This window comes from Sphingomonas sp., from assembly GCF_019635455.1.
Lineage (GTDB): Bacteria > Pseudomonadota > Alphaproteobacteria > Sphingomonadales > Sphingomonadaceae > Sphingomonas.
In genome coordinates this window covers 180456-207148 of record NZ_JAHBZJ010000005.1, presented here as the reverse complement: position 1 = coordinate 207148, position 26693 = coordinate 180456, and the positions used below count along the sequence as shown (strand labels likewise).

General features: G+C 65.6%; 28 protein-coding genes, 2 tRNA genes and 1 pseudogene. 10 read left to right on the top strand and 21 right to left on the bottom strand.

The window, feature by feature from the left end; genetic code table 11:
* Both KF783_RS08905 and KF783_RS08900 read right to left on the bottom strand, forming a co-directional pair.
* On the bottom strand, positions 1 to 1391 hold a 1391-nt coding region (locus tag KF783_RS08905; RefSeq protein WP_366511716.1), incomplete at its 3' end, for a peroxidase family protein.
* Between the two features lie 189 nt (positions 1392 to 1580).
* Positions 1581 to 1829 carry a Rho termination factor N-terminal domain-containing protein gene (locus KF783_RS08900; protein ID WP_294078342.1) on the bottom strand — a complete coding sequence of 83 codons (249 nt, stop codon included), beginning with the start codon at positions 1827 to 1829 and terminating at the stop codon, positions 1581 to 1583.
* A gap of 141 nt (positions 1830 to 1970) precedes the next feature.
* Here KF783_RS08900 and purF point away from each other — a divergent pair, with 141 nt between their 5' ends.
* Both purF and KF783_RS08890 read left to right on the top strand, forming a co-directional pair.
* Entirely contained in the window at positions 1971 to 3437 is a 1467-nt protein-coding gene (purF, locus tag KF783_RS08895) for an amidophosphoribosyltransferase (RefSeq protein WP_294078340.1), read from the top strand.
* A gap of 8 nt (positions 3438 to 3445) precedes the next feature.
* Complete coding sequence (locus KF783_RS08890) at positions 3446 to 4156, top strand: SDR family NAD(P)-dependent oxidoreductase (RefSeq protein ID WP_294078339.1); 711 nt, start codon at positions 3446 to 3448, stop codon at positions 4154 to 4156.
* A gap of 48 nt (positions 4157 to 4204) precedes the next feature.
* Here KF783_RS08890 and KF783_RS08885 read toward each other — a convergent pair whose 3' ends face one another.
* From KF783_RS08885 to KF783_RS08860, 6 genes are all read right to left on the bottom strand, one after another.
* Complete coding sequence (locus KF783_RS08885; protein ID WP_294078336.1) at positions 4205 to 4570, bottom strand: DUF6768 family protein; 366 nt, start codon at positions 4568 to 4570, stop codon at positions 4205 to 4207.
* Complete coding sequence (locus KF783_RS08880) at positions 4549 to 5115, bottom strand: RNA polymerase sigma factor (RefSeq protein ID WP_294078334.1); 567 nt, start codon at positions 5113 to 5115, stop codon at positions 4549 to 4551. The genes KF783_RS08885 and KF783_RS08880 overlap by 22 nt, the downstream gene beginning before the upstream one ends.
* Before the next feature lie 98 nt (positions 5116 to 5213).
* Positions 5214 to 5714: an FKBP-type peptidyl-prolyl cis-trans isomerase gene (locus tag KF783_RS08875; protein WP_294078333.1), complete on the bottom strand. Its 501-nt coding sequence runs from the start codon at positions 5712 to 5714 to the stop codon at positions 5214 to 5216.
* 26 nt (positions 5715 to 5740) lie between these two features.
* Positions 5741 to 6172 carry a hypothetical protein gene (locus tag KF783_RS08870; protein WP_294078332.1) on the bottom strand — a complete coding sequence of 144 codons (432 nt, stop codon included), beginning with the start codon at positions 6170 to 6172 and terminating at the stop codon, positions 5741 to 5743.
* Positions 6172 to 6624 (bottom strand): DUF4440 domain-containing protein, encoded by a 453-nt coding sequence (locus KF783_RS08865; RefSeq protein WP_294078329.1) that lies wholly within the window; start codon positions 6622 to 6624, stop codon positions 6172 to 6174. The genes KF783_RS08870 and KF783_RS08865 overlap by 1 nt, the downstream gene beginning before the upstream one ends.
* On the bottom strand, positions 6621 to 8600 hold the full coding sequence (locus tag KF783_RS08860) for a bifunctional diguanylate cyclase/phosphodiesterase (RefSeq protein WP_294078328.1): 1980 nt from the start codon (positions 8598 to 8600) through the stop codon (positions 6621 to 6623). The genes KF783_RS08865 and KF783_RS08860 overlap by 4 nt, the downstream gene beginning before the upstream one ends.
* Positions 8601 to 8693: 93 nt before the next feature.
* Here KF783_RS08860 and moaA point away from each other — a divergent pair, with 93 nt between their 5' ends.
* From moaA to KF783_RS08845, 3 genes are all read left to right on the top strand, one after another.
* On the top strand, positions 8694 to 9686 hold the full coding sequence (moaA, locus tag KF783_RS08855; RefSeq protein WP_294078360.1) for a GTP 3',8-cyclase MoaA: 993 nt from the start codon (positions 8694 to 8696) through the stop codon (positions 9684 to 9686).
* The gene (locus KF783_RS08850; protein WP_294078326.1) at positions 9683 to 10456 is read left to right on the top strand and encodes an NAD kinase; all 774 of its coding nucleotides are present in this window, start codon (positions 9683 to 9685) and stop codon (positions 10454 to 10456) included. Before moaA ends, KF783_RS08850 begins: the two co-directional genes overlap by 4 nt.
* Before the next feature lie 68 nt (positions 10457 to 10524).
* Positions 10525 to 10599 (top strand) — tRNA-Asn (locus KF783_RS08845).
* A 153-nt stretch (positions 10600 to 10752) separates the two neighbouring features.
* Here the strand turns inward: KF783_RS08845 and KF783_RS15800 are convergent.
* Positions 10753 to 10836, bottom strand: a pseudogene (locus KF783_RS15800) (ATPase); the annotation flags it as partial.
* Between the two features lie 498 nt (positions 10837 to 11334).
* Here KF783_RS15800 and KF783_RS08840 point away from each other — a divergent pair.
* Positions 11335 to 13497, top strand: coding sequence for a bifunctional diguanylate cyclase/phosphodiesterase (locus KF783_RS08840; protein ID WP_294078324.1), 2163 nt, complete (start codon positions 11335 to 11337; stop codon positions 13495 to 13497).
* Here the strand turns inward: KF783_RS08840 and KF783_RS15795 are convergent.
* The gene (locus tag KF783_RS15795) at positions 13475 to 13819 is read right to left on the bottom strand and encodes a transposase (protein WP_366511717.1); all 345 of its coding nucleotides are present in this window, start codon (positions 13817 to 13819) and stop codon (positions 13475 to 13477) included. The two genes, KF783_RS08840 and KF783_RS15795, sit on opposite strands and share 23 nt — an antisense overlap.
* Positions 13820 to 14119: 300 nt before the next feature.
* On the opposite strand from KF783_RS15795, the gene KF783_RS08835 reads away from it, so the two are divergent.
* Positions 14120 to 14710, top strand: a complete 591-nt coding sequence (locus KF783_RS08835; protein ID WP_294078323.1) for a hypothetical protein — start codon at positions 14120 to 14122, stop codon at positions 14708 to 14710.
* A 202-nt stretch (positions 14711 to 14912) separates the two neighbouring features.
* Here KF783_RS08835 and secA read toward each other — a convergent pair whose 3' ends face one another.
* The 6 genes from secA to folE all read right to left on the bottom strand — a co-directional run bounded on the left by secA (position 14913) and on the right by folE (position 20507).
* On the bottom strand, positions 14913 to 17651 hold the full coding sequence (gene secA / locus KF783_RS08830; RefSeq protein WP_294078321.1) for a preprotein translocase subunit SecA: 2739 nt from the start codon (positions 17649 to 17651) through the stop codon (positions 14913 to 14915).
* 112 nt (positions 17652 to 17763) lie between these two features.
* Positions 17764 to 18039 carry a hypothetical protein gene (locus tag KF783_RS08825; RefSeq protein WP_294078319.1) on the bottom strand — a complete coding sequence of 92 codons (276 nt, stop codon included), beginning with the start codon at positions 18037 to 18039 and terminating at the stop codon, positions 17764 to 17766.
* Between the two features lie 141 nt (positions 18040 to 18180).
* Positions 18181 to 18774, bottom strand: coding sequence for an energy transducer TonB (locus KF783_RS08820; protein ID WP_294078318.1), 594 nt, complete (start codon positions 18772 to 18774; stop codon positions 18181 to 18183).
* A gap of 11 nt (positions 18775 to 18785) precedes the next feature.
* Positions 18786 to 19142: a dihydroneopterin aldolase gene (locus tag KF783_RS08815; protein ID WP_294078317.1), complete on the bottom strand. Its 357-nt coding sequence runs from the start codon at positions 19140 to 19142 to the stop codon at positions 18786 to 18788.
* Entirely contained in the window at positions 19135 to 19884 is a 750-nt protein-coding gene (locus KF783_RS08810; RefSeq protein WP_294078315.1) for an SDR family oxidoreductase, read from the bottom strand. Before KF783_RS08810 ends, KF783_RS08815 begins: the two co-directional genes overlap by 8 nt.
* Positions 19884 to 20507 (bottom strand): GTP cyclohydrolase I FolE, encoded by a 624-nt coding sequence (gene folE, locus KF783_RS08805; RefSeq protein ID WP_294078313.1) that lies wholly within the window; start codon positions 20505 to 20507, stop codon positions 19884 to 19886. Before folE ends, KF783_RS08810 begins: the two co-directional genes overlap by 1 nt.
* 221 nt (positions 20508 to 20728) lie before the next feature.
* On the opposite strand from folE, the gene KF783_RS08800 reads away from it, so the two are divergent.
* The 3 genes from KF783_RS08800 to KF783_RS08790 all read left to right on the top strand — a co-directional run bounded on the left by KF783_RS08800 (position 20729) and on the right by KF783_RS08790 (position 24035).
* Complete coding sequence (locus tag KF783_RS08800; protein ID WP_294078311.1) at positions 20729 to 23410, top strand: TonB-dependent receptor; 2682 nt, start codon at positions 20729 to 20731, stop codon at positions 23408 to 23410.
* Between the two features lie 108 nt (positions 23411 to 23518).
* Positions 23519 to 23725 (top strand): DUF2945 domain-containing protein, encoded by a 207-nt coding sequence (locus KF783_RS08795; RefSeq protein WP_294078309.1) that lies wholly within the window; start codon positions 23519 to 23521, stop codon positions 23723 to 23725.
* 40 nt (positions 23726 to 23765) lie between these two features.
* On the top strand, positions 23766 to 24035 hold the full coding sequence (locus KF783_RS08790; RefSeq protein WP_294078308.1) for an SWIB/MDM2 domain-containing protein: 270 nt from the start codon (positions 23766 to 23768) through the stop codon (positions 24033 to 24035).
* A 247-nt stretch (positions 24036 to 24282) separates the two neighbouring features.
* Here KF783_RS08790 and KF783_RS08785 read toward each other — a convergent pair.
* The 5 genes from KF783_RS08785 to KF783_RS08765 form a co-directional block, all read right to left on the bottom strand.
* Positions 24283 to 24359: transfer RNA gene (locus tag KF783_RS08785), tRNA-Arg, on the bottom strand.
* A 42-nt stretch (positions 24360 to 24401) separates the two neighbouring features.
* Positions 24402 to 24836: a DUF1178 family protein gene (locus tag KF783_RS08780; RefSeq protein ID WP_294078306.1), complete on the bottom strand. Its 435-nt coding sequence runs from the start codon at positions 24834 to 24836 to the stop codon at positions 24402 to 24404.
* The gene (locus tag KF783_RS08775; RefSeq protein WP_294078305.1) at positions 24833 to 25654 is read right to left on the bottom strand and encodes a carbon-nitrogen hydrolase family protein; all 822 of its coding nucleotides are present in this window, start codon (positions 25652 to 25654) and stop codon (positions 24833 to 24835) included. The genes KF783_RS08780 and KF783_RS08775 overlap by 4 nt, the downstream gene beginning before the upstream one ends.
* On the bottom strand, positions 25651 to 25908 hold the full coding sequence (grxC, locus tag KF783_RS08770) for a glutaredoxin 3 (protein WP_294078304.1): 258 nt from the start codon (positions 25906 to 25908) through the stop codon (positions 25651 to 25653). The genes KF783_RS08775 and grxC overlap by 4 nt, the downstream gene beginning before the upstream one ends.
* A gap of 34 nt (positions 25909 to 25942) precedes the next feature.
* Positions 25943 to 26689: a ComF family protein gene (locus tag KF783_RS08765; RefSeq protein ID WP_294078303.1), complete on the bottom strand. Its 747-nt coding sequence runs from the start codon at positions 26687 to 26689 to the stop codon at positions 25943 to 25945.
* Between the last annotated feature and the right edge of the window lie 4 nt (positions 26690 to 26693).

Here is a 26693-nt window from a genome sequence, read left to right as displayed (position 1 = left end):
TTCGCGATCTTTGCCTTCACCGCCGACACGTCCGCGTCCGACGGCATGGTGCCGGCGGGGACCGGGTCCTGCCAGATCAGGTCCTCGGCGGGAACGTCCGGGCCGAGATAGCGGACCTTCGGCCCCATGTCGCGATGGGTCAGCTTGAACCAGGCACGCGCGAACGCATCCTTGAACGCCTCATGATCCTTGCGGAATCGTTCGCTGATCGCGCGGAATTCGGGATCGCGCTTCAACGCCATGTCGGCGGTGGTCATCATCGTCGGGACCTTGATCGACGGGTCCCAGGCCGCCGGGGCCATGTCCTCTTCCTTCTGATCGATCGGCTGCCACTGGTTCGCGCCGGCGGGGGACTTCACCAGCTCATATTCATAGTCGAACAGCAGGCGGAAATAATTCTCGGTCCATTCGCGCGGCGTATTGGTCCACGCCCCCTCGATCCCGCTGGTGACGGTATGCTCCCCGATCCCGCCGCTTTCATGGCTGCTGACCCAGCCAAAGCCTTGCGCGGCAAGGTCCCCGCCCGCCGGCGCGGCGCCCAGCAGCGACGCATCGCCATTGCCATGCGCCTTGCCAAAGGTGTGGCCGCCGGCGGTGAGCGCGACGGTCTCCTCTGCGTTCATCGCCATCCGGGCAAAGGTTTCCTTCATGTCGCGGGCCATGCCCGCGTCGTCATGCGGATTGCCCTGCGGCCCCTCCGGGTTGACGTAGATGAGGCCCATCTGGATCGCGGCGAGCGGCCCCTCGATCTCTTGCATGCCATGTTCGGGGGCGATGCGGGTCTGAACGCCTTCGTTCACCCATTTGTCCTCGCTGCCCCAGTAAATGTCGCGCTCCGGCTCATAGACGTCGGCGCGGCCGCCGCCAAAGCCGAACACCGGGCCGCCCATGCTCTCGATCGCGACATTGCCGGTCAGAATGAACAGATCGGCCCAGCTGATCTTGTTCCCGTATTTGCGCTTGATCGGCCACAACAGGCGGCGCGCCTTGTCCAGATTGCCGTTGTCGGGCCAGCTGTCGAGCGGCGCGAAGCGCTGCTGCCCGCTATTGGCGCCACCACGGCCGTCGGCGGTGCGATAGGTGCCGGCGGCGTGCCACGCCATGCGGATGAAGAACGGGCCGTAATGGCCATAATCGGCCGGCCACCAATCCTGACTGTCGGTCATCAGCGCGGTCAGGTCGGCCTTCAGCGCGTCATAGTCGAGCGACTTGAACGCCTTGGCATAGTCGAAATCGGCGCCCATCGGATTGGAGGGGCCATTGGGATTGAGGATCTCGGTCGCCAGCATCTCGGGCCACCAGTCCTTGTTGGTGCGGCCCAGCAGCGCGCGGACGCCGCCAGCGCCATGCATCGGGCAACCCCCGCTCATCTCTCCGGTCTTCGCGTCCATGGCAACTTCTCCATTGTCGGTGTGTCTGGCGATCAAGCTATCGGCAGAGGCATTCCGCCGGAAACGAGTTAAACAGGTCAGTGCGAGTGGGATAATCGATCACGGATCGGGTTATCATCGATTGTCACGAACAGCGTGGGAGTTAGGGCGCCCTCCCCTTCGCTACCGGAAATCCTCGGCCGTACGGCGTCAACGGTCGCGGATCGCGTCGATCAATTCCTGCTTGGTCATGTCCGACCGCCCCTCGATGCCGATCTCCTGCGCTTCGTCATACAGCTCCTTGACCGTGCGGTCTTCGAGATGCCGGCTGTCATGGTTGAGCGTGCCGTTATCCTGGGCGTTGGCGATCCGCGCCGCCTTTTCCTTCGACGCACCGGCATCGCGCAGCATTTCGTACATTTCGTCATTCTTGATCTGGGGACCGTGTTCGCTGGCCATCGTCCGTCTCCTTGCGATTGATACCCGATCAACGCGACGGCCGGCGAACGGGTCCGCGCGCGGATGTGACAAAGGGGCGACAAGTGCGGATCGAGCGCCTATATGCCCGCGGATCGACCACGACTCCCCACGACAGGGCCGATGCTGACCACACATCCTTTTGAACATCCCGACCGGAACGGCGACAAGCTGCGCGAGGAATGCGGCGTTTTCGGCGTCGCCGGCGCGGATGGCGCCGCCGCGCTGGTGGCGCTCGGCCTCCACGCGCTCCAGCACCGGGGGCAGGAAGCCGCCGGCATCACCAGCTGGGACGGCACCGCCTTTCACACCCATCGCGCGATGGGGCATGTGGCGGGCAATTTCGATCGCGACGACATCATCCGTGGCCTGCCGGGCAGCGTCGCGTGCGGCCATGTCCGCTATTCGACGACCGGCGAAACCGCGCTCCGCAACGTCCAGCCGCTCTACGCCGAACTGGCGAGCGGCGGGTTCGCGGTGGCGCATAACGGCAATATCTCGAACGCGATGCACCTGCGCCGCGAGCTGATCCGGCGCGGATCGATCTTTCAGTCCACGTCCGATACCGAAACGATCATCCACCTTGTCGCGACCAGCGGCTATCGCGACCTGCTCGATCGATTCATCGATGCGCTCAAACAGGTCGAGGGCGCCTATTCGCTGATCTGCATGACGGCGGAGGGGATGATCGCCTGTCGCGATCCGCTGGGTATCCGCCCGCTGGTGATGGGCAAGCTGGGCGATGCCTATATCTTCGCCTCCGAAACGGTCGCGCTCGACGTGGTCGGCGCCGACTATGTCCGCGATGTCGAGCCGGGCGAGCTGGTCATCGTCAGCGACGGGGAGATGCGCTCGCTGCGCCCGTTCACCGCGATCGCGCCGCGCCCCTGCATCTTTGAATGGGTCTATTTCAGCCGCCCCGATTCGATCGCCCAGGACCGCTCGGTCTATACCGTGCGCAAGGCGATCGGCGCCGAACTCGCCGATGAAGCGCCGGTCGAGGCCGATCTGGTCGTCCCGGTCCCCGATTCGGGGGTTCCGGCCGCCATCGGCTATGCGCAGCAATCGGGCATCCCGTTCGAACTGGGCATCATCCGATCGCACTATGTCGGGCGCACCTTCATCCAGCCGGGGGACAAGGTTCGCCATCTGGGCGTCAAGCTGAAGCACAATGCCAATCGCGCGCTGATCCAGGGCAAGCGGATCGTGCTGATCGACGATTCGATCGTGCGCGGCACGACCAGCCTGAAGATCGTCGAGATGATGCGCGAGGCTGGCGCGGCAGAGGTCCATATGCGCATCGCCAGCCCGCCGACCACGCACAGCTGCTTCTATGGCGTCGATACGCCCGAACGGTCGAAACTGCTGGCGGCGAAGATGGATGTCGCCGGCATGGCCAGCTTCATTCAGGCCGACAGCCTCGCCTTTGTCAGCATCGACGGCCTGTATCGGGCGCTGGGCGAGGCGCGGCGCGCCGATGTGCTGCCCCGATATTGCGACGCCTGCTTCACCGGCGACTATCCCACCCAATTGACCGACCATGACGAGCAGGCGGCCAGCCAGCTTGCCCTGCTCGACGAACCGGCCTGAGACTTCACATGAGCGACACGCAGTTTTCCGGGCGGATCGCGCTCGTCACCGGCGCAAGCCGCGGGATCGGCGCGGCGACCGCGATCGCGCTGGGCCGCGCCGGCGCGCATGTGGTGCTGACCGCGCGCACGCCGGGCGGGCTTGAGGAGGTGGAAGAGGCGATCCACGCCGCCGGCGGATCCGCAACGATCGCGCCGATGGACCTCATCGAAACCGACGCGATTCCCCGCCTTGCCGCTGCTGTCGCAGAACGCTGGGGCAGGCTCGACATCCTGGTGCTGAATGCCGCGGCGCTCGGCACGCTGGCGGCGGTATCGGCGTTCGACGCCAAGGAGGTCGCCAAGGTCCTGGCGCTCAATGTCAGCGCACAGGCGGCGCTGATCGGCGCGTTCGATCCGCTGCTGCGCAAGGCGGATGCGGGGCGCGTCATCGGCCTTACCTCCACCGTCGGGCGCAGCCCGCGCGCCTATTGGGGCCTCTATGGCGCCAGCAAGGCGGCGTTCGAGAATCTGTTGCTGAGCTATGGCGACGAGGTGAAGAACCTCACCCGCGTACGCGTCGCGTTGCTGAACCCCGGCGCGACACGGACCAGAATGCGTGCGCGCGCCTATCCCGGCGAGGCGCCGGAGAGCGTGAAGCCGCCCGAGACGGTCGCGGAAAAGATCGTCGCAATGATCGAGGCGGATTTCGAGACCGGGGCGTTCGAAACGCTGGGCTGAAGGCGCACCTTCCCGTCCGGCGCCCCGGTCCCTGTGCCGGAGTGACGTCTACGCCTTCCGCGACGCCATCAGCACTTCGAACCGCTTGAGCTCGCGCATCACCTGTTGCGTGTACATGACCGGCAGGAACACCATCTTCGTCACCATCGCCATGATCAGCAGCGTCGCGGCAGGCAGGCCCCAGCGCAGCGCCGTCAGCGGATCGGCGGCCTCGAAGAAGTGCCACGCCGCCCAAATGCCACCGACGAACATCACCAATTGCGCGACCGCCAGTACGATATTGGCCCAGCCGGTCGGGCCGCCGAACAGGCCGAACGCCTGTCGCACGAAACCCGGTTCGTCGCCGATCCGGGCGAGCAGGTCGCGCTCCTCCTGATCCAGTGCGTCGCCGATCAGCGCGTCGATATCCCGCATGTCTCTTCTCCTTCCAGCGCGGCGCGGAGTTTACGCCGGGCGTGCATCAGGCGGGTCTTGACCGTGCCCGCCGACACGTCGAGCGCGACCGCGACTTCGGCGACGCTCAATTCCTCGAAATGATAGAGCGCGATCGCGGCGCGCTGATCGGGCGGCAGCGCGCGGATCGCGGCGCGAAGCCGGTCGTGCTCCACGCCCGCATCGGGGCCGATCGGTTCGGGCGCAGGCTCGGCCCCGATCGCCTCGGCCAGCAGGCGCCGCCCGCGTTCACGCCGCGCCTGCTTCGCGCAGACGCGCGAGACAATGCGATAGGCCCAGGCGGGAAAGGCGCGCGCGTCGTTCAGTCGAGCGAGACCGCGGACGATCTCGCTCCAGCCGGTCTGGGCCGCGTCGCGCGCGCTGTCCGGGTCGCCGGTCAGGCGCCACGCATGCACGATCAGCCGTTTGTGCCAGCGCGCGACGAGCTGCGCAAAGGCGCGGCGGTCGCCGGCCTGCGCCGAGACCACCAGATACTCGTCCAGCAATCGGGACGCCTCCCGCGCCATCGCCCACCCCCCTTTCGGTTTTCGAGGATAAGGTGGGCGAGCGCGATTGTCCGGTTCAATCGGCGCGCGCGTTTTTTCGACCTCGCGCCGGCGAAGCCCTACTCCGCCGCCGCCCGCTCGATCCCCAGCAGTTCGACCGTGAACAACAGCGTCGCGCCGCCCGGGATCGGCCCACGCCCGCCGGGGCCGTAAGCCAGGTCCATGGGAATCGCGAATTCGGCCTTGTCGCCGACACCCATCAGCTGAACCCCCTCGGTCCAACCGCGGATGACGCGGTTCAGGGGAAAGGTGGCGGGCGTGCCGCGCCGGACCGAACTGTCGAACTCGACCCCGTCGGTGAAGGTGCCGGTATAGTGGACCGTGACGCGATCGGCCGGACCGGGATGTTCGCCGGCGCCATTGCCCGCGATCAGGCGCCAGCGCAGGCCACTGGCGGTGACGTGCCAGCCGGCGCCGCCATGGCGCTGCGCCAGCGCGAGCATCTGGCGGTTGTGCCACGCGACATCCTGCGAGCGGTCGGGCGCGCTTTCCTGGGCGGACGCGGGAATCGCGACGAACAGCAGCGTCAGCATCGCGGCCAGGCCGCGCTGGTGGGTCATTCGGGGTCTCCTTCGGCGAATAGGCGTCAGCGCAGCCGGCGATCGTCGGCATCGACCGCGATCGGCGCATCCAGTTCGGTCTCGGCGCGCTCCTCCAGCTCGTCATAGCTGAATATCTCGCGACACATGACGAAGCTGCCATGATAGCCGGAAAACCGCCATTCGCCGGTCACCTCGGTCCCGTCGTCGGTGACGGTCCCGCTATAGGCAACCGCATGGGCCAGCGGCCCGGCGGGATCATATTGCTTGGTGAAGCGCAGCGACGCGCCGCTGCGCGACCCGTCGATAAAGGCGCGGCGGATATCGGCGGCGCCGGTGGTATCCGGTTCGGTGATCGTGCCGACGAACGCGCCGCCCTCATCCTCAAGATGCGCGATGAAGCTGTTCTCCTCGACGCCCCATGAGGTCGCGAAATAGCGACCGTACCAGACGCCGGAAAGGTCGCGGGGATCGTTCATCAGCTGCTGTGATCCGCGACGATCTTCCACCCGCCCGCTTCGCGGTGAAACAGCAGGGAAGTCATGCCCGTCATCGCCGGGCCGCCGGCGACGGGCGTGAGCGTCCAGCGCGCGATCACATGCGCATGATCGGCCCCGATCATCCGGAAATCCTCAAACGAAAAGCTCAGCCGCGTTCGGTTTGGCCGGGGATCTGGACCGAACTGCTCGCGATACCGCTCCGCATAGCGCGCGCGGATCGGGCCAAGCCCGCGCTCGATCCCCTTCGTGCCGGTGAAGCTGGTCGATGGATCATCGGCATAGACCGCCAGAAACGCGTTCAGATCGCCACGGTCCCACCCGGCGGCGCTCGCGGCCATCGCCGCCTCGATCCGCGCCCGCGCTCCCCCGTCCTCACGTGCCAGCGCGACACCGGGAAACACGAGCAGCAGCGCGAGCAGGAATCGGATCATCGACCAGTCTCCACCAGCGCCGCCAGATCCGCGACGCTCAGCGGCGCGGCGCACAGATAGCCCTGATAGAATTGGCACCCCTCCTTGGCCAGCAGTTCAAGCTGTTCGGGCGTTTCCACCCCCTCGGCAACCACCGTGAGGCCGAGCGAGCGTGCCATGTCAATCACCCCGCGCACCACCACCCGGTCGCGGGGCGAGCCGGCGATGTCTTGCGTCAGCTTGCGGTCGATCTTCAGATAATCGAGCGGCAGTGCCTTCAGATAGGCGAGGCTGGAATAGCCCGTCCCGAAATCGTCGATCGCCACCCGACAGCCGGCGGTGCGCAATTCGCCGAGCAGCCGCGCCGCCTCGCCCAGATCGGCGATCAGGCCGCCCTCGGTGATCTCGACCGTCAGGCGCGCGCGCGGAAAGCCGCTCGCGTCGATCCAGTCCAGCAACAGATCGACAAACCCCGCCCGGGCGACGTCCGCCGCCGTGACGTTGATCGCGAGCCGCAGCGCGGCCAGCGCCGGGGGCCAGCCCCGGGCAGCGGTCAGCGCCAGCCGCTGGACATGTTCCGAAAGCGCCGTCTCGATCCCGGCGCGTGCGGCCGCGGCGAACAGCGTTTCCGCGCCGATCTCGCCCAGCGATGCATGGCTCCACCGGGCAAGCGCCTCCACGCCGACGATCTGGCCGGTGGCGATGCTGACCTGGGGCTGGAACAGCAGGCCGATCTCGCCAGCCTCCAGCGCGCGGCGCAGATCGAGCGCGAGCGCGTCGATCGGGGCATCCGCCCCCGCTCCACTCCCGCCCGCCAGCGCCTCGCCCGCCCGCGCCAGCACCGCCGCCGCATCGTCCCCGGCCTGCGACGTGGCAAAGGCGACGCGCGCGCCAAGCGGCGTGATCGAATCGCCGGCGACGAACGGGCGCGCGAACGCTGCCTCGACCTGCCGCGCCGCATCGGCCAGCATGTCAGGATCGGCATCATCGACCGCCAGCAGGAACTCGGCAGCGCCAAGCCGCGCGGTGATCGCCCGACGCCCGAACGCCCCGCGCGCCACATCGGCCAGGCGCGCGGCCGCCGCGCGCAGCACTTCGTCACCGGTGACCCGGCCATAGGCGGTATTGACCAGATCGAAACGGGTGAGCGTCGCCAGCACCAGCCCGACCGCGCGCCCGTCCTCCAGCCGTCGCGCGATCCAGCGGCGCGCGCCCGCCGCATCGCGCGTCGCACCCAGCGCCTCGCGGACCGCCGCCCCCGCATCGATCTGGCCCAGCCGTTCGATCAGCGCATGCACGCGCCCGGTGCGTCCGTCGATCTGAAGGTGTTCGACCACCCGGCCCGCTCCGCGCAGCTCATGCGCAAAGGCGGTGGCCGACAACCCCGATCGCAGCCGCGCGATCGCCGAGCGCAATGCCCCCCGGTCCGACGCATCGACACGGCGGAGCATCGCCCGGACCGATGCCTGTTCCGACAGGCCCAGCAAGGCGGCGAGCGCCGGCGTCACCTGTATCGAATCGCGCGCGGGATCGTAGCGCCAGCCAAGCGGGTCGGCGCCGCCGGCGGTTGCGGGCGCCTCTCCGCCAACGCGACGGGCATGGCGCTCGGCAAAGCGCAGCGCCTGCACGAACTCGACCTCGCGCATCGGGCTGGCCAGAAAATGAGTCGCACCGGCATCGTGGAATTCGCCCAGCCGCGCCGCATCGCCGCGCGAGACGAGCGCCAGCAGCGCCCCCCCGGCCGCGCCCGTCGGCCCGGCCAGCGCGCGCACCGCCGCCAGCCCCTCCTCGACGGCGCCGCGCGCATCAACCACCGCCACCGCGGCGCCGCTGGCGATCAGGCGTCGCTCCGCGCCGTCCGCCCGGCGCGCCGCGACCACGCGCCAGCCGCCCTTCCCCGCCAGCGCCGCAAGTTCGTCGCGCTGACGGAATGAAAGCAGGAACAGCGGGCGGTCCCGGCCAGGCGATGTGGCGGACAAGGGCGCGGAAGCGGTCATCGACGCCTCTGTAACCCAAGGGTTGCTGCGAAGCCATGAACGTCCTAGCTCCATGCCATGGCTTCGACGCCCCTTTCGACGGATCGGCCGCTGATGGATCGGCCGCTGATGGACCGGCATGGGCGCACGATCCGCTATCTGCGGGTGTCGGTGACCGACCGGTGCGATCTGCGCTGCCGCTATTGCATGGCCGAAAGGATGACGTTCCTGCCGCGCAGCGAAGTGCTGGCGCTGGAGGAAATCGCGCTGATCGCCGAACGCTTCGTCGCACGCGGCGTCAGCAAGATCCGGCTGACCGGCGGCGAGCCGCTGGTGCGCGGCGACGCGATGGATCTGGTACGTCGGCTGGGGCGACAGGTCGGCCAGGGCCTGGACGAATTGACCCTGACCACCAACGGCACGCATCTGCGCACCCACGCCGCAGCCCTGGCCGCGGCGGGTGTTCGCCGGATCAACGTCAGCCTCGACAGCCGCGACCCCGATCGGTTCGGTTTCATCACCCGCCATGGCGCGCTGGACCGGGTGCTCGACGGCATCGACGCCGCGCGTGAGGCCGGACTGACGGTCAAGATCAACATGGTCGCGCTGCGCGGCCTGAACGACGATGAATTCGCGCCGATGCTGCACTGGGCGGGCGCGCTGGGCATGGACCTGACGCTGATCGAAACCATGCCGCTGGGCGATACCGGAGAGGATCGCGCCGACCGCTTCCTGCCGCTGACCCAGGTGTTCGACGCCCTGTCGCGCGACTTCACCCTGACCCGTGACGATCATGCGAGCGGCGGCCCCGCGCGTTACTGGCGCGTCGCGGAAACCGGCGCGCGGCTTGGCCTGATTTCCCCGATGACCCAGAATTTTTGCGACGGGTGCAACCGTGTGCGGCTCACGACAGAGGGCAGACTCTATACTTGCCTCGGCCATGACGATCAGGTCGATCTGAAGGCTGCGATCCGTGCCGGCGGGCTGGCGGCCGTCGATGCCGCGATCGACGCGGCGCTGGCGAGCAAGCCGGCGCGCCACGACTTCGCGATCCGCGCCGGCGCCGCCCCGGCGGTATCGCGGCATATGAGCGTGACCGGCGGATGATTACGGCACCCCGGGCGCTGGTCGCCTCTCCCACCAACCCCGCCGAGACTGCGGCCACCGAATTGCTCGCCGCGCATGACTGGGCGGCGCTGGACCAGGCGGAACTGATCGTCGCGCTGGGCGGCGACGGCTTCATGCTCCAGACGCTGCACGCGATGCTGGAGCGGCACCGGATCGTGCCGGTGTTCGGGATGAATCTCGGCACCATCGGGTTCCTGATGAACGAATGGCGTCCGGACGGGCTGGACGAGCGGCTGAAGCGCGCCCGCCCGTTCAAGGTCACGCCGCTGGTGATGACCGCGACCACGGTCGATGGCGAAACCCAGGTCCTGCCCGCGATCAACGAGGTGTCGCTGCTGCGCGAAACCCGCCAGACCGCGAAGCTGGAAGTCGCGGTGAACGATCGCGTCGTCCTTCCCGAACTGGTATGCGACGGCATCCTGGTCGCCACCCCGGCCGGATCGACCGCCTATAACCTGTCCGCCCATGGCCCGATCCTGCCGCTCGGGTCGCAGCTGCTGGCGCTGACCCCGATCAGCCCGTTCCGGCCGCGGCGCTGGCGCGGCGCGATCCTGCCCGAACGCACGCGCATCACCCTGCGCGTCCTCGATCCCGCCAAACGCCCGGTCAGCGCCGTCGCCGACCAGCGCGAGGTGCGCGATGTCGCCCGCGTCGAGATCGCGATCGACCACCACCGCGACCTCACCTTGTTGTTCGATCCCGAACATGCGCTGGACGAGCGGATCACGATGGAGCAGTTCGTCTCCTGACAAAAAAGCGCGGCGTTCGCGCTTGCAATGCGCAAAACCGCTTCGTATAGGCGCGCCCTCGCTGGTGTTCCCCGATAGCTCAGCGGTAGAGCTCTCGACTGTTAATCGAGCGGCCGTTGGTTCGAATCCAACTCGGGGAGCCACAGCGTCAGCTCAAGCGCGATCATCGCCGCTCAATTGGGCTGCCCCCCGACATCGCGACAAACGGCGCTCAAGGCGGATCATGCCGGTTCGGGCTGACGCCCCCGCCGCGGGGGCATTTCCGGGGCATCAGTCGGCGGAAATGGGGGCATCGGGCGCGCGAACGGGAGATATCCACGCGCATCGAGCACCACCAGGTCGAGCCGCGAACGTCGTCCCGCCAGTGACCCGCCCTTGCCGCCGGCCTGGCCCTCCCCTTCGGGGCGTATCAGCGGTGTCAGTCGATCCGGCTGCTGCGTCCTGCCGATCACTACCGTCCAGGCCATGATGGCCAGCAAGCCACTCGGAGCGGCGTCCGGTCGGCAGCTTTATGGTAGCCGTTTGTTAAACCATCTCCCGTAACCAACGCCGTATCAAAGGATGGGCCTCTGGGGTTTCAAACGCTTTCTCGTTTTGCGTGCTAAATCTGAATAGCTCCCATCGGTGGTCGCAATAGTCGGATATGGGGTGGCAGGGTGAATCAGATACCAAGGGCCGTGCGAAGTTCCAAAAAAAGGAAATCTGTCGACCAAGCGCAGGTAGAGAACAGCCTTGAGCTAGCGCGGACGGCAGTGATCGGAGGCGTTTTCAACGCCTGTATCGTGCTTTCTTTCTTGTGGAACTCGTCCTGGCGGACTCTGGCGATGTGCTGGGCCGCCATGGTCTTGTGCCTAGCCATATTGCGTGTCGCTCACAGCATGGCCGGCCTCCGTGACACCTTAAGCCTCACCTCCCATAAGCGCCTAATCAACATCATGGCCTTCGCGAATGGCCTGGCGTGGGGGCTGCTGATGGTGTTTGGCGCGAGATATATACAGCCTCTTGATTTTGCACTGCTCGCCATGCTGACCGGTGGGATGATGGGGGCGGCGATCATCAGTTACGGCCCCTTGCCGAGCGCAGCACTCAGCTATCTGGTCCCGTTGACCGTGAGCTGCGTGACGGCATGGCTTCTCTCACCCTTGCCACTCGCCTTTCAAGGGGTGGCACTCATCCTGTGTTATGCAGCAGTTCTGACCCGGACGATCCTTGCCAACAGGGACATCTTTGTAGCGAAAGTCGAAAGTGAATTGGCCTTGCAGGAGAAGGCGAACGCACTTCGGGAGAGTTCTGAAACCGTACAGCTACTGCTCAACGACTATGAAGCCCAAAGCGCAGACTGGCTGTGGTCGGTTGATGAGGACGGTGCAATTGCGGCCCCGTGCGGGAGGTTTGCGGACGCGTGCGGCCGAGACGTCGCGGGGTTGGAAGGCGTACAGTTTATCAGCCTGTTCGATGTCAGTACTTCTCGTGACACGCTTGCGCGATATCTCGACCTCCGTGAAGGATTTCGGGACCTGATTGTCCAACTCACCGTCGCGGATGAGCCGAAATGGTGGAGGCTGTCAGCACGCACTCGCGCAGACGGACGTCTGCACGGCGTAGCTTCAGATATCACCGTAGAAAAACGCGCCGAGGCAAAGGTCAGCTATATGGCGCACTATTGCGCTTTGACCGACCTCGCCAACCGCTTTTTGTTCAATGAAACGCTAACTCGCTCGATCAAACGCCTCGACGAAGGTGAGGTTGCTGCCGTCCTTTGCCTCGACCTTGACCAGTTCAAATCCGTTAATGACACGTTGGGGCATCCGATTGGCGATAAGCTGTTGTGCGAAGTCGCGCGCCGAATTGAACTCGCTGCATGTGAGGGCGCGATGGTCGCCCGCCTGGGTGGCGATGAATTTGCCGTGTTGATCGACAAGGCGATGGGAATTGAAGAGGTTGAAGCCTGCGCGTTACGCATCATTCAAACTATCGACCAGCCTTTCGTTCTTGAGGGCATGCAGGTCATGACTTCGACCAGCATCGGCATCGCAATCGGTCTTGGCCATGAAACCATGCCTGCGGACCTGATGAAAAAAGCCGACCTTGCGCTCTATAGCGCGAAAGCAAATGGCCGAAATCGCTTCGCGCATTTTGAACCCGGCATGGACGAAGTCGCTCGCGAGCGGCGCGAGCTGGAAATGGATCTCAGAACGGCGCTGGCCGGCAACGAATTCGTCTTATATTATCAGCCGTTGGTCAGCGTTCAGTCCGGGGACACCGCTGGGTATGAGGCGCTCATCCGGTGGAATCATCCGACCCGGGGCCTGGTCATGCCCTCTGCCTTTATTCCGCTTGCGGAAGAGACGGGGCTTGTCGTGCAGATCGGCGAATGGGTGCTTCGTGAGGCCGTCGCGCAACTGAAGCACTGGCCGGAAGATGTCCGTGTCTCAGTCAATCTTTCACCGGCGCAAATGCGTAGTGCCAACCTGATCCCGATGATCGTCAACGCCGTTGCCAATGCGGGCATCAACCCCGACAGACTCGAGCTAGAAATTACCGAAACGATGCTGATGCAAGATAGTGAGGCAAATATTGCCGTGCTACGCAAACTGCACGATTTTGGCGTTCGGATCGCACTTGATGATTTTGGAACCGGGTACTCCTCTCTAAACTATTTGCGCAGTTTTCCTTTCGACAAGATCAAGATCGACCGGTGCTTCGTCGAATCGATTGAATACAACGCGGAATCCCGCGCCATCATTCGAGCGATCACCGAGCTTGCTGGAAAACTTGGCATGGTCACTACGGCTGAAGGTGTGGAAACGCCCCATCAGTTCGAACGGTTGCGTCAAAAAGGATGCACCCAGGTCCAGGGGTATTTGTTTTCTCATCCTGTTGCCGTGAATAACGCCGATGATCATTACAGGCTGTCAAAATCATCCGTAGAAAAGATTTCGTCGCGGCATGATAAAATTGAAGACATTTTGCAAAATAATATCGACCCGGAAAGTCAACCGGATTCGTTGCGCCGCGTCATGAGAGACGGGTCAGCCTAGGCCCTGGTCTCATAACCACCATGTGACCGCTGCAGCGAAGTGGATGGCGCTGAGGAAGCTGGTGGCGAGCTTGTCGTAGCGGGTAGTGATGCCGCGATACTCTTTTGAGGCGGCGGAACACGCGCTCGACGGCGTTGCGGCCCTTGTAAAGCGTCTTCGAGAAGCAGCGCTTTCGAGCGCTGGCCTTGGACGGGATGTTCGGGAAGCTTCCTGCCGCCCTCAGGTCGCGGATGGCGTTGCTGTCATATGCCTTGTCCGCAAGCACGATCGTGCGCGGCGCGGGGTCGTCCAGCAGCACGTCGACCGCGCGGCAACCGGCGATATTGCGCCGGTCGGAAAGACGCGGTGCTGGCGACCGTCGCCATCGGTCGGCGCGTGAAGCTTGCTGTTACGGCCGCCCCGACTCTCCTCCCGATCGCCTGGGCGCACGCCCCCCTTCCACCGCCTGCGGCGCGGCCTTGATATGGCGTGCTGTCGATCAACATCTCCGCTGGCGGTTCGTTTTTCGCGGCGCCGTTTCTGTCGTTTCGTTCAGCAACGGGACATTTGCCCTGTGTTGTTCGTTACAACCACGGAAACGGCACGATTCGCCGCAAATCAGATGGTCAGGAGGATGAATCCCATGCGTATCAGCCAGCCCCGCCGGATGCGAGCCGCGGCGGCGGCCCTCGCCCTGGCGTCGGCGTCGATGCTCGCGTCCTGCGCGATGCCGACGGCATATCAGCCCGCGACCGGCACCGGCACGTACCGCACCGGCTACTGGGACGAACAGATCGAGGCGGACCGGTTCCGTGTCACCTTCGCGGGCAACAACCTCACCTCGCGCGAGACGGTTGAGCGGTATCTGCTCTATCGCGCCGCCCAACTGACGGTCGAACGCGGGTTCGACTATTTCACCATGGCCGACCGCGATACCGAAAAGCGGTCGCGCACCTATGTGAACGAGCCGTTCGGTCCCGGCCCCTGGGGCTATTGGGGACCCTCCTGGCGCTATTACGGCCCGCGTTGGGGCTGGCGCAGCTGGGACCCGTTCTGGGGCGACCCGTTCTGGGGCCGATCGGTCGATGTCCGCACCGTTGACCGGTACGAAGCGACCGCCGAGATCGTGACCGGGCGCGGGCGCAAGCCGGACAATGTCCGCTCGTTCGACGCGCGACAGGTGCTGGCGAACCTGGGCCCCTCGATTCAGCAGCCTGCCGCCCCGACGCGCTGATCGGCGATATCACGAACGGAAATGGGCCGCCCGGAGCGAACCGGGCGGCCTTTTTTCAACCCATCGCCCGCGGCTGACCCCCGGGGAGACGGAGCCGATTGCGCTTCGCAGCATGATGATCCGCGCCGTCAGCCGCCGGAAGGCACCCCGGGACAAGGCCGGGACGCCTCCGGCTCAGGATTCGGCAACGCCCGATCAGGTCCTACAGCGCGCCGTGGCAATGCTTGTACTTGCGGCCGGATCCGCACGGGCATGGCGCATTGCGGCTGACCTGGCCTTCCCAACTCGCCGGATCGTCGCCGAATTCGCCGCCGTCCGGGCGCGGGATCTGCATCGCGGGCAGTTCGCCCGAAATCAGGCCCGCCGACGCCGCGTCCCAGTCGGCGCTGTTGTCGATACCGGTCAGCGGATCGATATGCGTCGTCAGGAAATCGGGCAGTTCCGGCAGTTCGGGCGGCGGCTGGAAGCGGAATTCGGCCCAGGCCAGCGTCCGCGTCACATCCTCGCGGATCGCGACCAGCATCCGCTCGAACATCGCGAACGCTTCCTGCTTATACTCGTTGATCGGCGTCTTCTGGGCATAGGCACGCAGGTGAACCACCTGCCGCAGCGCGTCGAGCATCGCCAGATGCTCCTTCCAGTGATGGTCCAGATTCTGGAGCAGGATCGATTTTTCGATCTGCGTCCAGGTTTCGGGATCCAGATCGTCCGACTTCGCCTTGACCCGCGCCTCGGCCAGTTCGCGAATGCGCGTTTCGACATCCTCCGGGTCGATCCCGTCCTGTTCGGCGATCCAGGTTTCGATCGGCACCTCCAGCCCCAGAATTTCCTGGGTACGCGTCTTCAGCCCCTCGACATCCCATTGTTCGGGATAGCTCTCGGGCGGGCATGCGCTGCCGACGATCTCGTTCACGGTTTCGGCGCGCATGTCCTCGACCACATCGCCGACCGTTTCGGCGTCCATGATGTCCGAACGCTGCTCGTAGATCACCTTGCGCTGGTCGTTCATCACGTCGTCATATTCGACGACCTGCTTGCGGATGTCGTAGTTGCGCGCCTCGACCTTCTTTTGCGCGGTCTCGATCGCCTTGGTCAGCCACTTGCTGCCGATCGCCTCGCCATCGGCGATGTTGTTGCGCATCATCTTGGCGAACAGCGTGTCGGGTCCGAAAATGCGAAGCAGGTCGTCGTCGAGGCTGAGGTAGAAGCGCGACAGGCCGGGATCGCCCTGACGGCCCGATCGGCCGCGCAGCTGGTTGTCGATGCGCCGGCTCTCATGCCGTTCGGTGCCGAGCACGAACAGCCCGCCGGCTTCGAGCACCTTGGCCTTTTCGGCCGCGACCTCGGCCTTGATCTGCGCGATCGCCGCGTCGCGCTCGGCGCCTTCGGGCATGTCACGCAGTTCGTCCTCAACGCGGAATTCGACGTTGCCGCCCAGCTGGATGTCGGTGCCGCGACCGGCCATGTTGGTGGCGATCGTGACCGCGCTCAGCCGTCCGGCCTGGGCGACGATATGCGCCTCATTCTCGTGGTGCCGGGCGTTGAGGACCGAATGATCGACCCCCTCCTTATGGAGATATTCGGACAACAGCTCCGACTTTTCGATCGAAACCGTACCGACCAGCACCGGCTGGCCCTTTGCGGCATGTTCCTTGATCGACCGCGCGATGGCGATGAACTTGTCCTGCTGAGTCTTGTAGAACTCGTCATCCTGATCGACGCGCTGGACCGGCACGTTGGTCGGGATCGACACGACGTTCATCTTGTAGATGTCAAAGAACTCCGGCGCCTCGGTCGCGGCGGTGCCGGTCATGCCCGACAGCTTGGGATACATGCGGAAATAATTCTGGAAGGTGATGCTGGCGAGCGTCTGGTTCTCCGGCTCGATCGTCACGCCTTCCTTGGCCTCGACCGCCTGGTGCAGGCCATCGGACCAGCGGCGGCCATCCATCATGCGGCCGGTGAATTCGTCGATGATGACGACCTTTCCGTCCTTCACGATATAGTCGATGTCGCGCTTGCGCATGACGTTCGCCTGTAGCGCCTGGTTCAGGTGGTGGACCACCTGGGTATTCTCGAAATCATAGAGGTTCGCGCCCTGGAGCAGGCCCGCAGCCTCCAGCATCCGTTCGGCGGTTTCGATGCCCTCCTCGGTCAGGACGACGCTCTTCTGCTTCTCGTCCTTCTCGTACAGGCCCTCGTCGAGCTGCTTCACGACCGCATCGACGCTCATATAGAGTTCGCTCTTGTCGTCGGTCGGGCCGGAGATGATGAGCGGGGTACGCGCCTCGTCGATCAGCACCGAATCGACCTCATCAACGATCGCCATCGCGAACGGCCGCTGCACCATCGACGCGCGGTCATATTTCATGTTGTCGCGCAGATAATCGAAGCCGAATTCGTTGTTGGTGCCATAAGTGATGTCGGAGGCATAGGCCTCGCGCCGCTCGTGATCGGTCAGGTTGGGGACGATCACGCCCACGGTCAGGCCCAGGAATCGATAGATCTGCCCCATCCATTCGGCGTCGCGACGGGCGAGATAGTCGTTGACCGTGATGACATGGACGCCCTGTTCGGGCAGCGCGTTGAGATAGGTGGCCAGCGTCGCGACCAGCGTCTTGCCCTCGCCCGTGCGCATCTCTGCGATTTCACCGCGATGCAGGACGATGCCGCCGATCATCTGGACGTCGAAATGGCGCATGCCCAGCACACGGCGCGATGCCTCACGCACCGTCGCAAAGGCTTCGGGCAGGATGCTGTCGATCTTCTCGCCATTGGCGAGCCGTTCGCGGAACTTCACCGTCTGCTCCGCGAGTTCCGCGTCGGACAGCGCCTGAAGCGTCGGCTCGAAACCGGCGATCTTCGCGATGATGGGGTTGAGCGAACGGACGTACCGGTCGTTGGACGAACCGAACAGGGATTTGGCAAAGCCGCCGAACATGATGATTTCCAGTCGAATGAATTTGCGGGGTGCGCGCCCGCGACACGAGCGCAAACGATGCGAAGGCGAAATGGGTGCCGCGCGCCGGAGAGGGGAGCGCGGGCGGGCGCGGCTATTCCAGCCGGCGCTCGCTCGTCAGGCGGGCGGCGCGCGTCGCCGGCACGGCATGGACTGCGAACAGCGGCGCGGCGGGCGTGGTGGCGATCGACGCCGCCGGCCGCACCGACGCCACCGCGATGGTGACGACAGCAACCGCCTCGACGGCGGCCTCTGCGGAACGGGAAATGGTGGCGTCGCCGCGCTGCTGCATCGCGCGCACGTCACGGTCGCCGGAGATCGCCCCGGTCAGACCCGCGAGAAGCGCGGAGATGAATAGCAGCAATTGCACGATACCGCCCTGTAACGTCCCCATGTTGCGCGTCGCTGAACGCGCGAACGCACGACATAGGGATTGGACCGCAGTTCGTCCAACCCCAAAACGCCGATTCCGAATGACGGCCCCGTCCCCGGTTACCATGATCGCCCCGATCTACTCGCTGATCGAATCGGCGATCGCGGCTACCACCTCGGGCAGGCCGAGCGGCACTACCCCCTCCACCTCACGCGCCTGCTTGGCCAGGCTTTCGGCGATCCGGGTGCAGATCGGCGGCTTGAGCGTGCGGGTCTTGCCTTCCAATTCGAAGGTACAGCGATAGCCGCGCGTTTCCCGGACGATGCGCAGTCCGACGATCTGTGGTTCGCGCGATTCCGGAATGCGCCAGGTGAAGCGCGACTGAAAGGTCGCAGCGCGTCCTCGCCCGGACGGGTCGCGCGCGGGATTGAACCGGGCGCGTTCGAGCAACAACCGGCAGGTCGCCCGATCCAGGATTTCCGATCGCGAACTCTCGACGATCCTGCACCCGGTCGGGACGCCGTCCGCCCCCACGTTCAAAAGGAAGGTGACGCCCCCGCTCAGGCCAAGCCGAAGCGCTTCGGCAGGATAGTCGTCGTCGGTCACCCAGTTGCCCGGTGCGATCGGGGTGATTGGGGTGATCAGCGTCACCCCTTCTTGACCGGCCCGTGCCGGCGTCGAACCGCACGCCAGCGCCGATGCCAACCCCACCGCCACGCTCAATCTCCGCATCGCCCCCTCCTTCAGCTTCGTTCGCGCACCACCTCGCACCCCACGCGCGCATCGGGATAGACGTCCAGCTTCATCGATCGTACCCGCACCTGCCGCACGCGCGGGTCCGCCGCCAGTGCCAGCGCCGCGACCGCGTCGCACAGCGTCTCCTGAAGCTCGATATGCCCCTTCGCCGCCAGCGCATGGATACCGCTGCGCAGATAGTCGTAGTCGATCACCGCATCGATCCGGTCGGGCGGCGGCGCGTCGTAGCGGCACCTCAGCTCGACGCTCACCGACACACGCTGCGGCGCGGCGCGCTCATGAGCGTGGATGCCAAGGCCGATGGCGACCTCCAGCCCTTCCAGCAGGATGGTATAGTCAGCCATCCGGCCGCTCCCGCCCCTCGAACATCACGTCGCCATCGCGCTTCACGAACCGCTGGCCGCAATCGACGAAGATGTTCTGCCCGGTGATGCTCCGCGCGGTCAGCAGGTGCGCGACGGTCGCGGCGATGTCGTCCACCGCCACCCGCCGCTCCAGCAGGTTCGCGCGCGCCACCGCGTCGAACTCCGCCGCGCTCTGGTCCAGGCTCGGCAGCGACAGGCCCGGCGACACGGCATTGACCCGGACGCGTGGGGCAAGGGCCATGGCCAGCAGCGTCGTCGCCTCGGCCAGCGCCGCCTTGCTGAGCGTGTAGGTGAGAAAATCGGGATTGGGATTGGCCAGCTTCTGGTCGAGCAGGTTGACGACCGCGCCCTCCCCCAGCCCGGCCTGCGCGGCGAGCACGGAGGCGAGCAGCACCGGCGCGCCCGCATTTACGCGCATGTGACGGTCAAGGCCCGCATAATCCCCCAGCGGCAGCGCGTCCCAGGCGAACAGCGACGCATTGTTGACCAGCCCCTCGACCGGGCCACCCAGCGCCGCCGCCGCCGCATCGATCAACCCGCCCGCTTCGTCCGCGTCCGACAGGTCCGCCGTCACCAACGCGACGCCCAGTTCGACCGCAAGCGCATCGGCCTCCTCGTGCGAATCATGGTGATGCACCGCGACGCGATGGCCCGCCGCCACCAGATGGCGAACGATCGCCGCGCCGATCCGTCGCGCGCCGCCGGTGACCAGAACGCGCATCAATAGCCCATCAGCGCCAGCACTTCCTCACGGCTGCGCTCGTCGTCGCGGAACACGCCCATCATCCGGCTGGTCACCATGCCCACGCCTGGCGTGCGGACGCCCCGCGCGGTCATGCACGCATGGGTCGCCTCGATCACCACGGCGACGCCGACCGGCTTCAGCCCCTGCCAGATGCAATCGGCCACCTCGGCCGTCAGCCGTTCCTGCACCTGGAGGCGGCGGGCGAAGGCGTGGAGCACCCGGGCGAGCTTTGAAATGCCGACGACATGGTCACGCGGCAGATAGGCGATCGACGCCTTGCCGATGATCGGGGCCATATGGTGCTCGCAATGCGACTGGAACGGTATGTCCTTCAGCAGCACGATTTCGTCATAGCCGCCCACCTCCTCGAACACGCGGCTCAGATGGTGGGCGGGATTTTCGCCATAGCCCTGGCAATATTCCTTCCACGCCCGGGCCACGCGCTTTGGCGTATCGACCAGCCCCTCGCGCGTCGGATCGTCGCCGGCCCAGCGCAGCAACGTGCGGATCGCCTCGGCGACTTCCTCGGGAACGTCGATCTTGGCCGGCGGCGCGACGATGTCCCCGTCCACGGGGTCGATATGATCATATGTGCTCATCCGTCGCGCTCCTATCCTCTCGCTTGACGCTACGGCAAGCGTCGCCACCGTGTTGCGCATCGGCCACATTTGTATCGTATCGGCAAATAGCAAGCATTTCTGCGGGATTCCTGACGAGTTTGACGTTGACGTAAGGATTCGGAGGGCAGTAATTCTGCGACATTGAAATCACACCGGCGACCGAACGCGAGATTCCGGCGCCCACCAGGAAGGAGAGCCCAATGCGGAAATTCCAGCTGTTCACGGCGTCCGCCATCGCGATGGCCGTCGCCACCCCCGTCTATGCGCAGAGCGCGCCGGCGGCCGATGACGAACAAAACTATCAGTCGGCGAACGAAATCGTCGTGACCGCCACCCGCCGCGACGAAACCGTTCAGGAAGTGCCGCTCGCGATCACTGCGGTCGGCAACGAACTGCTCCAGAATGCTGGCGTGGACGACATTCGCGGGCTGGAACAGCTCGCGCCGTCGCTGCAAAGCTCGACCGGCCAGTCCTCGGCGACCGGCACCACCCTCTACATTCGCGGCATCACGACGGCGGGCGACAATCCCGGCTTCGAACCGGCGGTCGGCGTGTTCATCGACGGCGTCTTCCGCGCCCGCGCCGGTGTCGCCGTGTCCGAACTGCCCGAGCTTCAGCGCGTGGAAATCCTGCGCGGGCCGCAGGGGACGCTGTTCGGCCGCAACACGTCGGCTGGCGCGCTGTCGATCTTCACCGCCCAACCGTCGTTCGACTTCGGCGGCTCGGTCGAGGCCAGCTACGGCAATTACAACGCGTTCGAGCTGAAGGGCGCGGTGACCGGCCCGGTGTCGGACAAGCTCGCGCTGCGCCTCGATGGCGGCTATCGCAAGCGCGACGGCTATATCGACGACGTCAACAGCGACCGTTCGATCAACGACATCAATCGCTGGTATGCGCGTGCGCAGGCGCTCTACGACACCTCGACCTTCTCGTTCCGCCTGATCGGCGACTATTACGAAACCGACGAAAATTGCTGTGGCGCGGTCAGCGCGGTGCGCGGCTCGCTCGCACCGCTGATCAACGGCATCGCGGCGGCACAGGGTCGCGTCGGCCTTTACACCGGCGATCCCTCCGATCGTCGCATGGCGGTGTCGCCGAACCGCGACTTCTCCGAACGCGTGCGCGACTGGGGCATCTCGGGAGAGATCAACGCCGAACTGGGCGATGTGAAGCTCACCTCGATCACCGCCTATCGCAACTGGCGCGCGCTGCGCGATCAGGACATCGATTTCTCGGGCATCGATCGTGCCTATCGTGACGGCTATCGCAACCGTCTGGTCGATTTCACCCAGGAAATCCGCTTCCAGGGCTCGGCCTTTGGCGGCGCGCTCGACTGGCTGATCGGCGGTTTCTATCTCAACGAAACCAATGACCTGCGCGACACGGTTCGCATCGGCAATGATGGCAACCGCTATGTCGATTCGATCTTCAACGCGCTCGCCGGTCCGTCATTCGGCGGCTCGGTTCAGTTCTTCGGATCGCTCGGCGCCACGGTGCCGACGCCGGGCGCGGTGTTCCTCAATCCGGCGGTTCCCAACTCGCCGCTCGCCTATCAGGCCGTCTATGGCGCCTCGCTCGCCCCGCTGGTCGGCTGTTTCCGGATCGCCGCCGGCACCGCGCCTGCGGGAACGATTCCCGCGGCGACCTGCACCGCGCTCGGCTATTCGTCGACGCCGGTTCCCGGCCTCGCCGCGCTGGCCGCCAGTGCGCTTCCGGGCGCCGCCGCGGGCCAGGGCAACAACAATGACGATTTCCGCGTCAAGACCAATGCCTTCGCGCTGTTCACGCACAACATCATCAACATCAGCGACAAGCTCTCGCTGACGCTGGGTGCGCGCTGGAACTATGAGAAGAAGGATCTGAACGCGACGATCAACAACAACACCGGCAGTTGCACCTTCTTCAACCAGGTGCGGGCCGGCAACGCGGCGGCGACGCAATATGCCACGCTGCTGCGTCAGCTCGGCCTGTTCAACAACCTGTTCCTGCTCAGCTGCAACCCCGCGGTGAACACCGAATTCAACGGCAGCTACACGCACAGCCGCGACGAGAGCAAGATCACCGGCACCGCCAAGCTCGCCTATAAGCTGACCCCGGACGTCCTGATCTATGGCGGCTATGATCGCGGCTATAAATCGGGCGGCTACAACCTCGACCAGGCGACGTTCGACAGCGTCCTGCTCGGCGGCAACGGCCCGCAGGGTTCGGATCTTCAGTTCAATTCGGAATCGGTCGATGCGTATGAAATCGGCATCAAGACGCAGTGGGGCCGCGCCTTCACGCTGAACGTCGCCGGCTTCTACCAGAAGTTCCGCGGGCTGCAGTCGCTGGTGTTCAGCGGCAACAACTTCGTGGTCCAGAATGTCGACAGCACGACCAGCAAGGGCGTCGAGATCGAATCGATCATTCAGCCGATCCGCGATTTCACCGTGCGCCTTGGCTACAGCTATATCAGCGCCAAATATGACACGAGCAACAACTTCACCGGCACCCCGCTTCAGGGGCAGGAGGGGCGTCAGCTCAACAATCAGCCGACCAATACGGTGACGATCGCGACGACCTGGACGCCGCGTATCTCCGGTAACATCCACGGCCTGTTCCATGTCGATATGCGCTACAACAGCGAAGTGAACATCCCGTCGAGCAACCCGGACCCCGTCACCGGGCGCACCGTGCTCTACAATCAGGGCTATCCGCTGGTGTCCGCACGGATCGGCATCCAGACCGCCGATCGCAGCAAGAGCCTGGAGTTCTTCGTCGAGAACCTGACGAACCAATATTATCACATCACTGGCTTCGCGGTGCCGGAGCAGACCGGCAACTATGCCGCCTATCCCGGCACGCCCCGCTTCTTCGGAATCCAGGGCCGCTACAAGTTCTGATCCATGTCGCGGCGCGGGGCCGACCGGTCCCGCATCGCGATCAGCCGGGGGGCGCGCGGGAAACCGCGCGCCCCTTGGTCGTTGATGCTCCGCGAAAGGAGAATCGGCATGGCGAAGGCGCTGCACAAGGGCGACCGGGTCGCGTGGAATTCGCATGGAGGCACCGCGGAAGGCGAAGTTCTCCACAAACAAACGTCGGATAGCTCCATTAAAGGGCATCAAGTACGTGCATCGCGCGAAGAACCGCAGTACATCGTGAAAAGCGACAACGGCGGGAAGGCATCGCACAAGCCGTCGGCGCTGAAGAAGATTTGAGCCGGCGGCCTGGCCGCGGACTCGCAAAGGAGAAGAAAGAATGGCGGAAAAGAAGGCATCCGGCGGCGCCCGTGGCGGTATCGCGAAGCCCGTCACCCCCTCGCCGGAGCTGGCGGCTGTTGTCGGTAACGGCCCGCTGCCGCGCAGCGAGATCGTCAGCAAGATGTGGGAACACATCAAGAAGAACAACCTCCAGAACCCCGCCAACAAGCGCGAGATCCTGGCTGACGACAAGCTCAAGCCGATTTTCGGCGGCGACAAGGCGACGATGTTCGAGCTGAACAAGCACATCGCCAAGCACGTCAAGTAAGCCTTCTGCCCGGATTTCCGGGTCGGATCGTGAAAGGCCCCCGACCCCAATGGGTTCGGGGGCCTTTTCTTGTGCGCGACCAGAGCGCCTGCCGCCTGCCGCCTGCCGCCTGCCGCCTGCCGCCTGCCGCCTGCCGCCTGCCGCCTGCCGCCGCTGAAAAGTCCGTATGCAGACTTTCGAAAAGTCTCTATGCGCCCCGCCGCCCCAACAAAAATCCCGCCAAGTCACTGACCCGGCGGGATTTAATTGGTGACCCCGGCGCGATTCGAACGCGCGGCCCTCAGATTAGGAATCTGATGCTCTATCCTGCTGAGCTACGGGGTCACGGGCGCCCTCTTAACTGCGAACCCACCGCTCTGCCAGCCGCTAGTTACGCTGTTCGGGCGGCACCACCGGCAGCGGCAGCGGCGCGACGGGAACTCCGTCCTCGATCAGCGCCTTTGCCTCGGCGAGGCTTGCCTGGCCATGGATCGGCGCCTGCGCCTCCTCCCCCAGATGCATCGCGCGCGCCCTGTCGGCAAAGGCGGCGCCGACCCATTGCGAGCCTTCCAGCGCGCGCGCCTGCGCCTGGGCCAGCGCGGCGATCGCCGCCTTTGGATCGGGCGTTTGGGCAGCGCTGGCGGCGGCCCGGTTACCCTTTGCCGCCACGTTCGGCGCCATCACCGCCTTGCCGATGGTCACGTCGCCACAGATCGGGCAGGCGATCAGCTTGCGCGCGCACTGGGACTCATAGTCGGCGGTCGAGCCGAACCACGCCTCGAACACATGGTCCGCGCCGCATTTCAGGTCGAACACGATCATGCCGGCTCCACCCCGCCGATCGGGCGCCGGTGGTCGAGCACCGGAATCCGCGCGCGCACGTCCACCACCCGCGCCGGATCGAGGTCGATCAGGCCCAGGCCGGTCCCCTCCCCCATGTCCAGCAGCACCTCGCCCCAGGGATCGATCGCAAGGCTGTGGCCATAGGTCGCGCGGCCGTCCGCATGCATCCCGGTCTGAGCCGCGGCGACGACAAAGGCCCCGGCCTCGATCGCGCGGGCGCGCAGCAGAATGTGCCAGTGGGCCGCGCCGGTCGGCCGGGTAAAGGCGGCGGGGATCGAGAACAAGGTGGCGCCCGCATCGCTCAGCGCGCGAAACAGATCGGGGAAACGCAGGTCGTAACAGATCGACAGGCCGATCCGCCCGAGCGGGCTGTCCACGACGACCGCGCGGTCGCCGGGCGCATAGGCGTCGCTCTCACGCCAGCGTTCGCCAGAGGGCAGATCGACGTCGAACAGATGGATCTTGTCATATGACGCGCGAATCTCGCCCGCAGCATCGATCACGAACCCGCGATTGACGAACCTCCCGCCCTCGCCGCGCAATGCAAGCGAACCCAGATGCACCCACAGGCCATGGCGCGCCGCCGCCTCGCGCATCGCCGCCAGCACCGGATCGGCATCCTGGGCTACGATGCTCGCCGCCGCGCGCGCACGGTCACGATCGAGCAGGCCGGACATTTCCGGCGTGAACAGCATCGCCGCTCCCGCACCGGCAGCGGCGGCTGCTGCCTCGCTCAACACGCGCGCATTTTCGTGCGGGTCGATCCCGCTCGTCATCTGAAGGATCGCGGCCTTCATCCGCCGATCAGCGCGTCCAGCTTGCCGTCATGCTCGAGCGCCATCAGGTCGTCGGACCCGCCGATATGACGATCGTCGATGAAAATCTGCGGATAGGTCGAGCGGCCGTTCGCGCGCTGGATCATCTCCTGCCGCTTCGGTCCGCCCAACGTCAGGTCATATTCCTCATAATCGACGCCCTTGCCGTCGAGCAGCGCCTTCGCCCGCGAACAATAGCCGCAGAACGCACGGGTATAGATTTCGATCTTCGCCATGATCGTCTGGAGGTGAGAGCGCGACGGCGGCTTGTCAATCCGCGCCGTCCGAATCGATCACCCGCGCCCAGCACAGTATCGTGACCCGCGCCGCGCCCGCGCGTCTGAGCAGGCGGACGCACGCATCGCTGGTCGCGCCGCTGGTATGGACATCGTCGATCAGCACGATGTGGCGGCCGTCCAGCCGCGCGCGCGCATCGGGGGCAAGGGCGAATGCCCCCGCGACCGCCTTGCGCCGTCCCCGCCCGTTCAGATTGCGCAACACCGGCGTTGCCCGCACGCGTCGCAACAGTTCGGCCTCGACCGGTACGCCGGTCAGGCGCGACAGCGCCCGCGCGATCAGCGCGGCCTGGTTGAACCCGCGCGACCATAATCGCCACCGGTGCAGCGGCACCGGCACCATCAGCGCCGCGTCCCCGGGCATCAATCTCGCCATCATGCGGGCGGCGGTGACCGCATGCCCGGTGCGGCGCCCATATTTGAGCCGCAACGCCAGCGACCGTGCGACCGGGCCATAGGCGACCGCCGCGCGAACGCCGCCATGCGCGGGCGGTTCGGCCAGACAGGCGGCGCACCACGCATCCGGCCCGCGATCATGGTCGAACGGCAGGTTGCACGCCGCGCACCAGGGCGGAGCGATCAGCGTCAGGCCACCGAAACACGCCGCGCAGAACCGGTGATCGGCATCGACCACATCGCCGCACCCCGGGCAGCGCGGCGGCAGTGCCAGCGCCACCAACGCCCGCACCGGTTTCGCCAGATTGACGCCTGTTCCCCCCACGCCA

Bases quoted from the DNA above. Each gene is read 5' to 3' on its own strand.
- KF783_RS08900 (WP_294078342.1), bottom strand. From the start codon at position 1,829: ATGGCCAGCGAACACGGTCCCCAGATCAAGAATGACGAAATGTACGAA.
- purF (WP_294078340.1), top strand. From the start codon at position 1,971: ATGCTGACCACACATCCTTTTGAACATCCCGACCGGAACGGCGACAAG.
- KF783_RS08890 (WP_294078339.1), top strand. From the start codon at position 3,446: ATGAGCGACACGCAGTTTTCCGGGCGGATCGCGCTCGTCACCGGCGCA.
- KF783_RS08885 (WP_294078336.1), bottom strand. From the start codon at position 4,570: ATGCGGGATATCGACGCGCTGATCGGCGACGCACTGGATCAGGAGGAG.
- KF783_RS08880 (WP_294078334.1), bottom strand. From the start codon at position 5,115: ATGGCGCGGGAGGCGTCCCGATTGCTGGACGAGTATCTGGTGGTCTCG.
- KF783_RS08875 (WP_294078333.1), bottom strand. From the start codon at position 5,714: ATGACCCACCAGCGCGGCCTGGCCGCGATGCTGACGCTGCTGTTCGTC.
- KF783_RS08870 (WP_294078332.1), bottom strand. From the start codon at position 6,172: ATGAACGATCCCCGCGACCTTTCCGGCGTCTGGTACGGTCGCTATTTC.
- KF783_RS08865 (WP_294078329.1), bottom strand. From the start codon at position 6,624: ATGATCCGATTCCTGCTCGCGCTGCTGCTCGTGTTTCCCGGTGTCGCG.
- KF783_RS08860 (WP_294078328.1), bottom strand. From the start codon at position 8,600: ATGACCGCTTCCGCGCCCTTGTCCGCCACATCGCCTGGCCGGGACCGC.
- moaA (WP_294078360.1), top strand. From the start codon at position 8,694: ATGGATCGGCCGCTGATGGACCGGCATGGGCGCACGATCCGCTATCTG.
- KF783_RS08850 (WP_294078326.1), top strand. From the start codon at position 9,683: ATGATTACGGCACCCCGGGCGCTGGTCGCCTCTCCCACCAACCCCGCC.
- KF783_RS08840 (WP_294078324.1), top strand. From the start codon at position 11,335: ATGGCCGGCCTCCGTGACACCTTAAGCCTCACCTCCCATAAGCGCCTA.
- KF783_RS08835 (WP_294078323.1), top strand. From the start codon at position 14,120: ATGCGTATCAGCCAGCCCCGCCGGATGCGAGCCGCGGCGGCGGCCCTC.
- secA (WP_294078321.1), bottom strand. From the start codon at position 17,651: ATGTTCGGCGGCTTTGCCAAATCCCTGTTCGGTTCGTCCAACGACCGG.
- KF783_RS08820 (WP_294078318.1), bottom strand. From the start codon at position 18,774: ATGCGGAGATTGAGCGTGGCGGTGGGGTTGGCATCGGCGCTGGCGTGC.
- KF783_RS08815 (WP_294078317.1), bottom strand. From the start codon at position 19,142: ATGGCTGACTATACCATCCTGCTGGAAGGGCTGGAGGTCGCCATCGGC.
- KF783_RS08810 (WP_294078315.1), bottom strand. From the start codon at position 19,884: ATGCGCGTTCTGGTCACCGGCGGCGCGCGACGGATCGGCGCGGCGATC.
- folE (WP_294078313.1), bottom strand. From the start codon at position 20,507: ATGAGCACATATGATCATATCGACCCCGTGGACGGGGACATCGTCGCG.
- KF783_RS08800 (WP_294078311.1), top strand. From the start codon at position 20,729: ATGCGGAAATTCCAGCTGTTCACGGCGTCCGCCATCGCGATGGCCGTC.
- KF783_RS08795 (WP_294078309.1), top strand. From the start codon at position 23,519: ATGGCGAAGGCGCTGCACAAGGGCGACCGGGTCGCGTGGAATTCGCAT.
- KF783_RS08790 (WP_294078308.1), top strand. From the start codon at position 23,766: ATGGCGGAAAAGAAGGCATCCGGCGGCGCCCGTGGCGGTATCGCGAAG.
- KF783_RS08780 (WP_294078306.1), bottom strand. From the start codon at position 24,836: ATGATCGTGTTCGACCTGAAATGCGGCGCGGACCATGTGTTCGAGGCG.
- KF783_RS08775 (WP_294078305.1), bottom strand. From the start codon at position 25,654: ATGAAGGCCGCGATCCTTCAGATGACGAGCGGGATCGACCCGCACGAA.
- grxC (WP_294078304.1), bottom strand. From the start codon at position 25,908: ATGGCGAAGATCGAAATCTATACCCGTGCGTTCTGCGGCTATTGTTCG.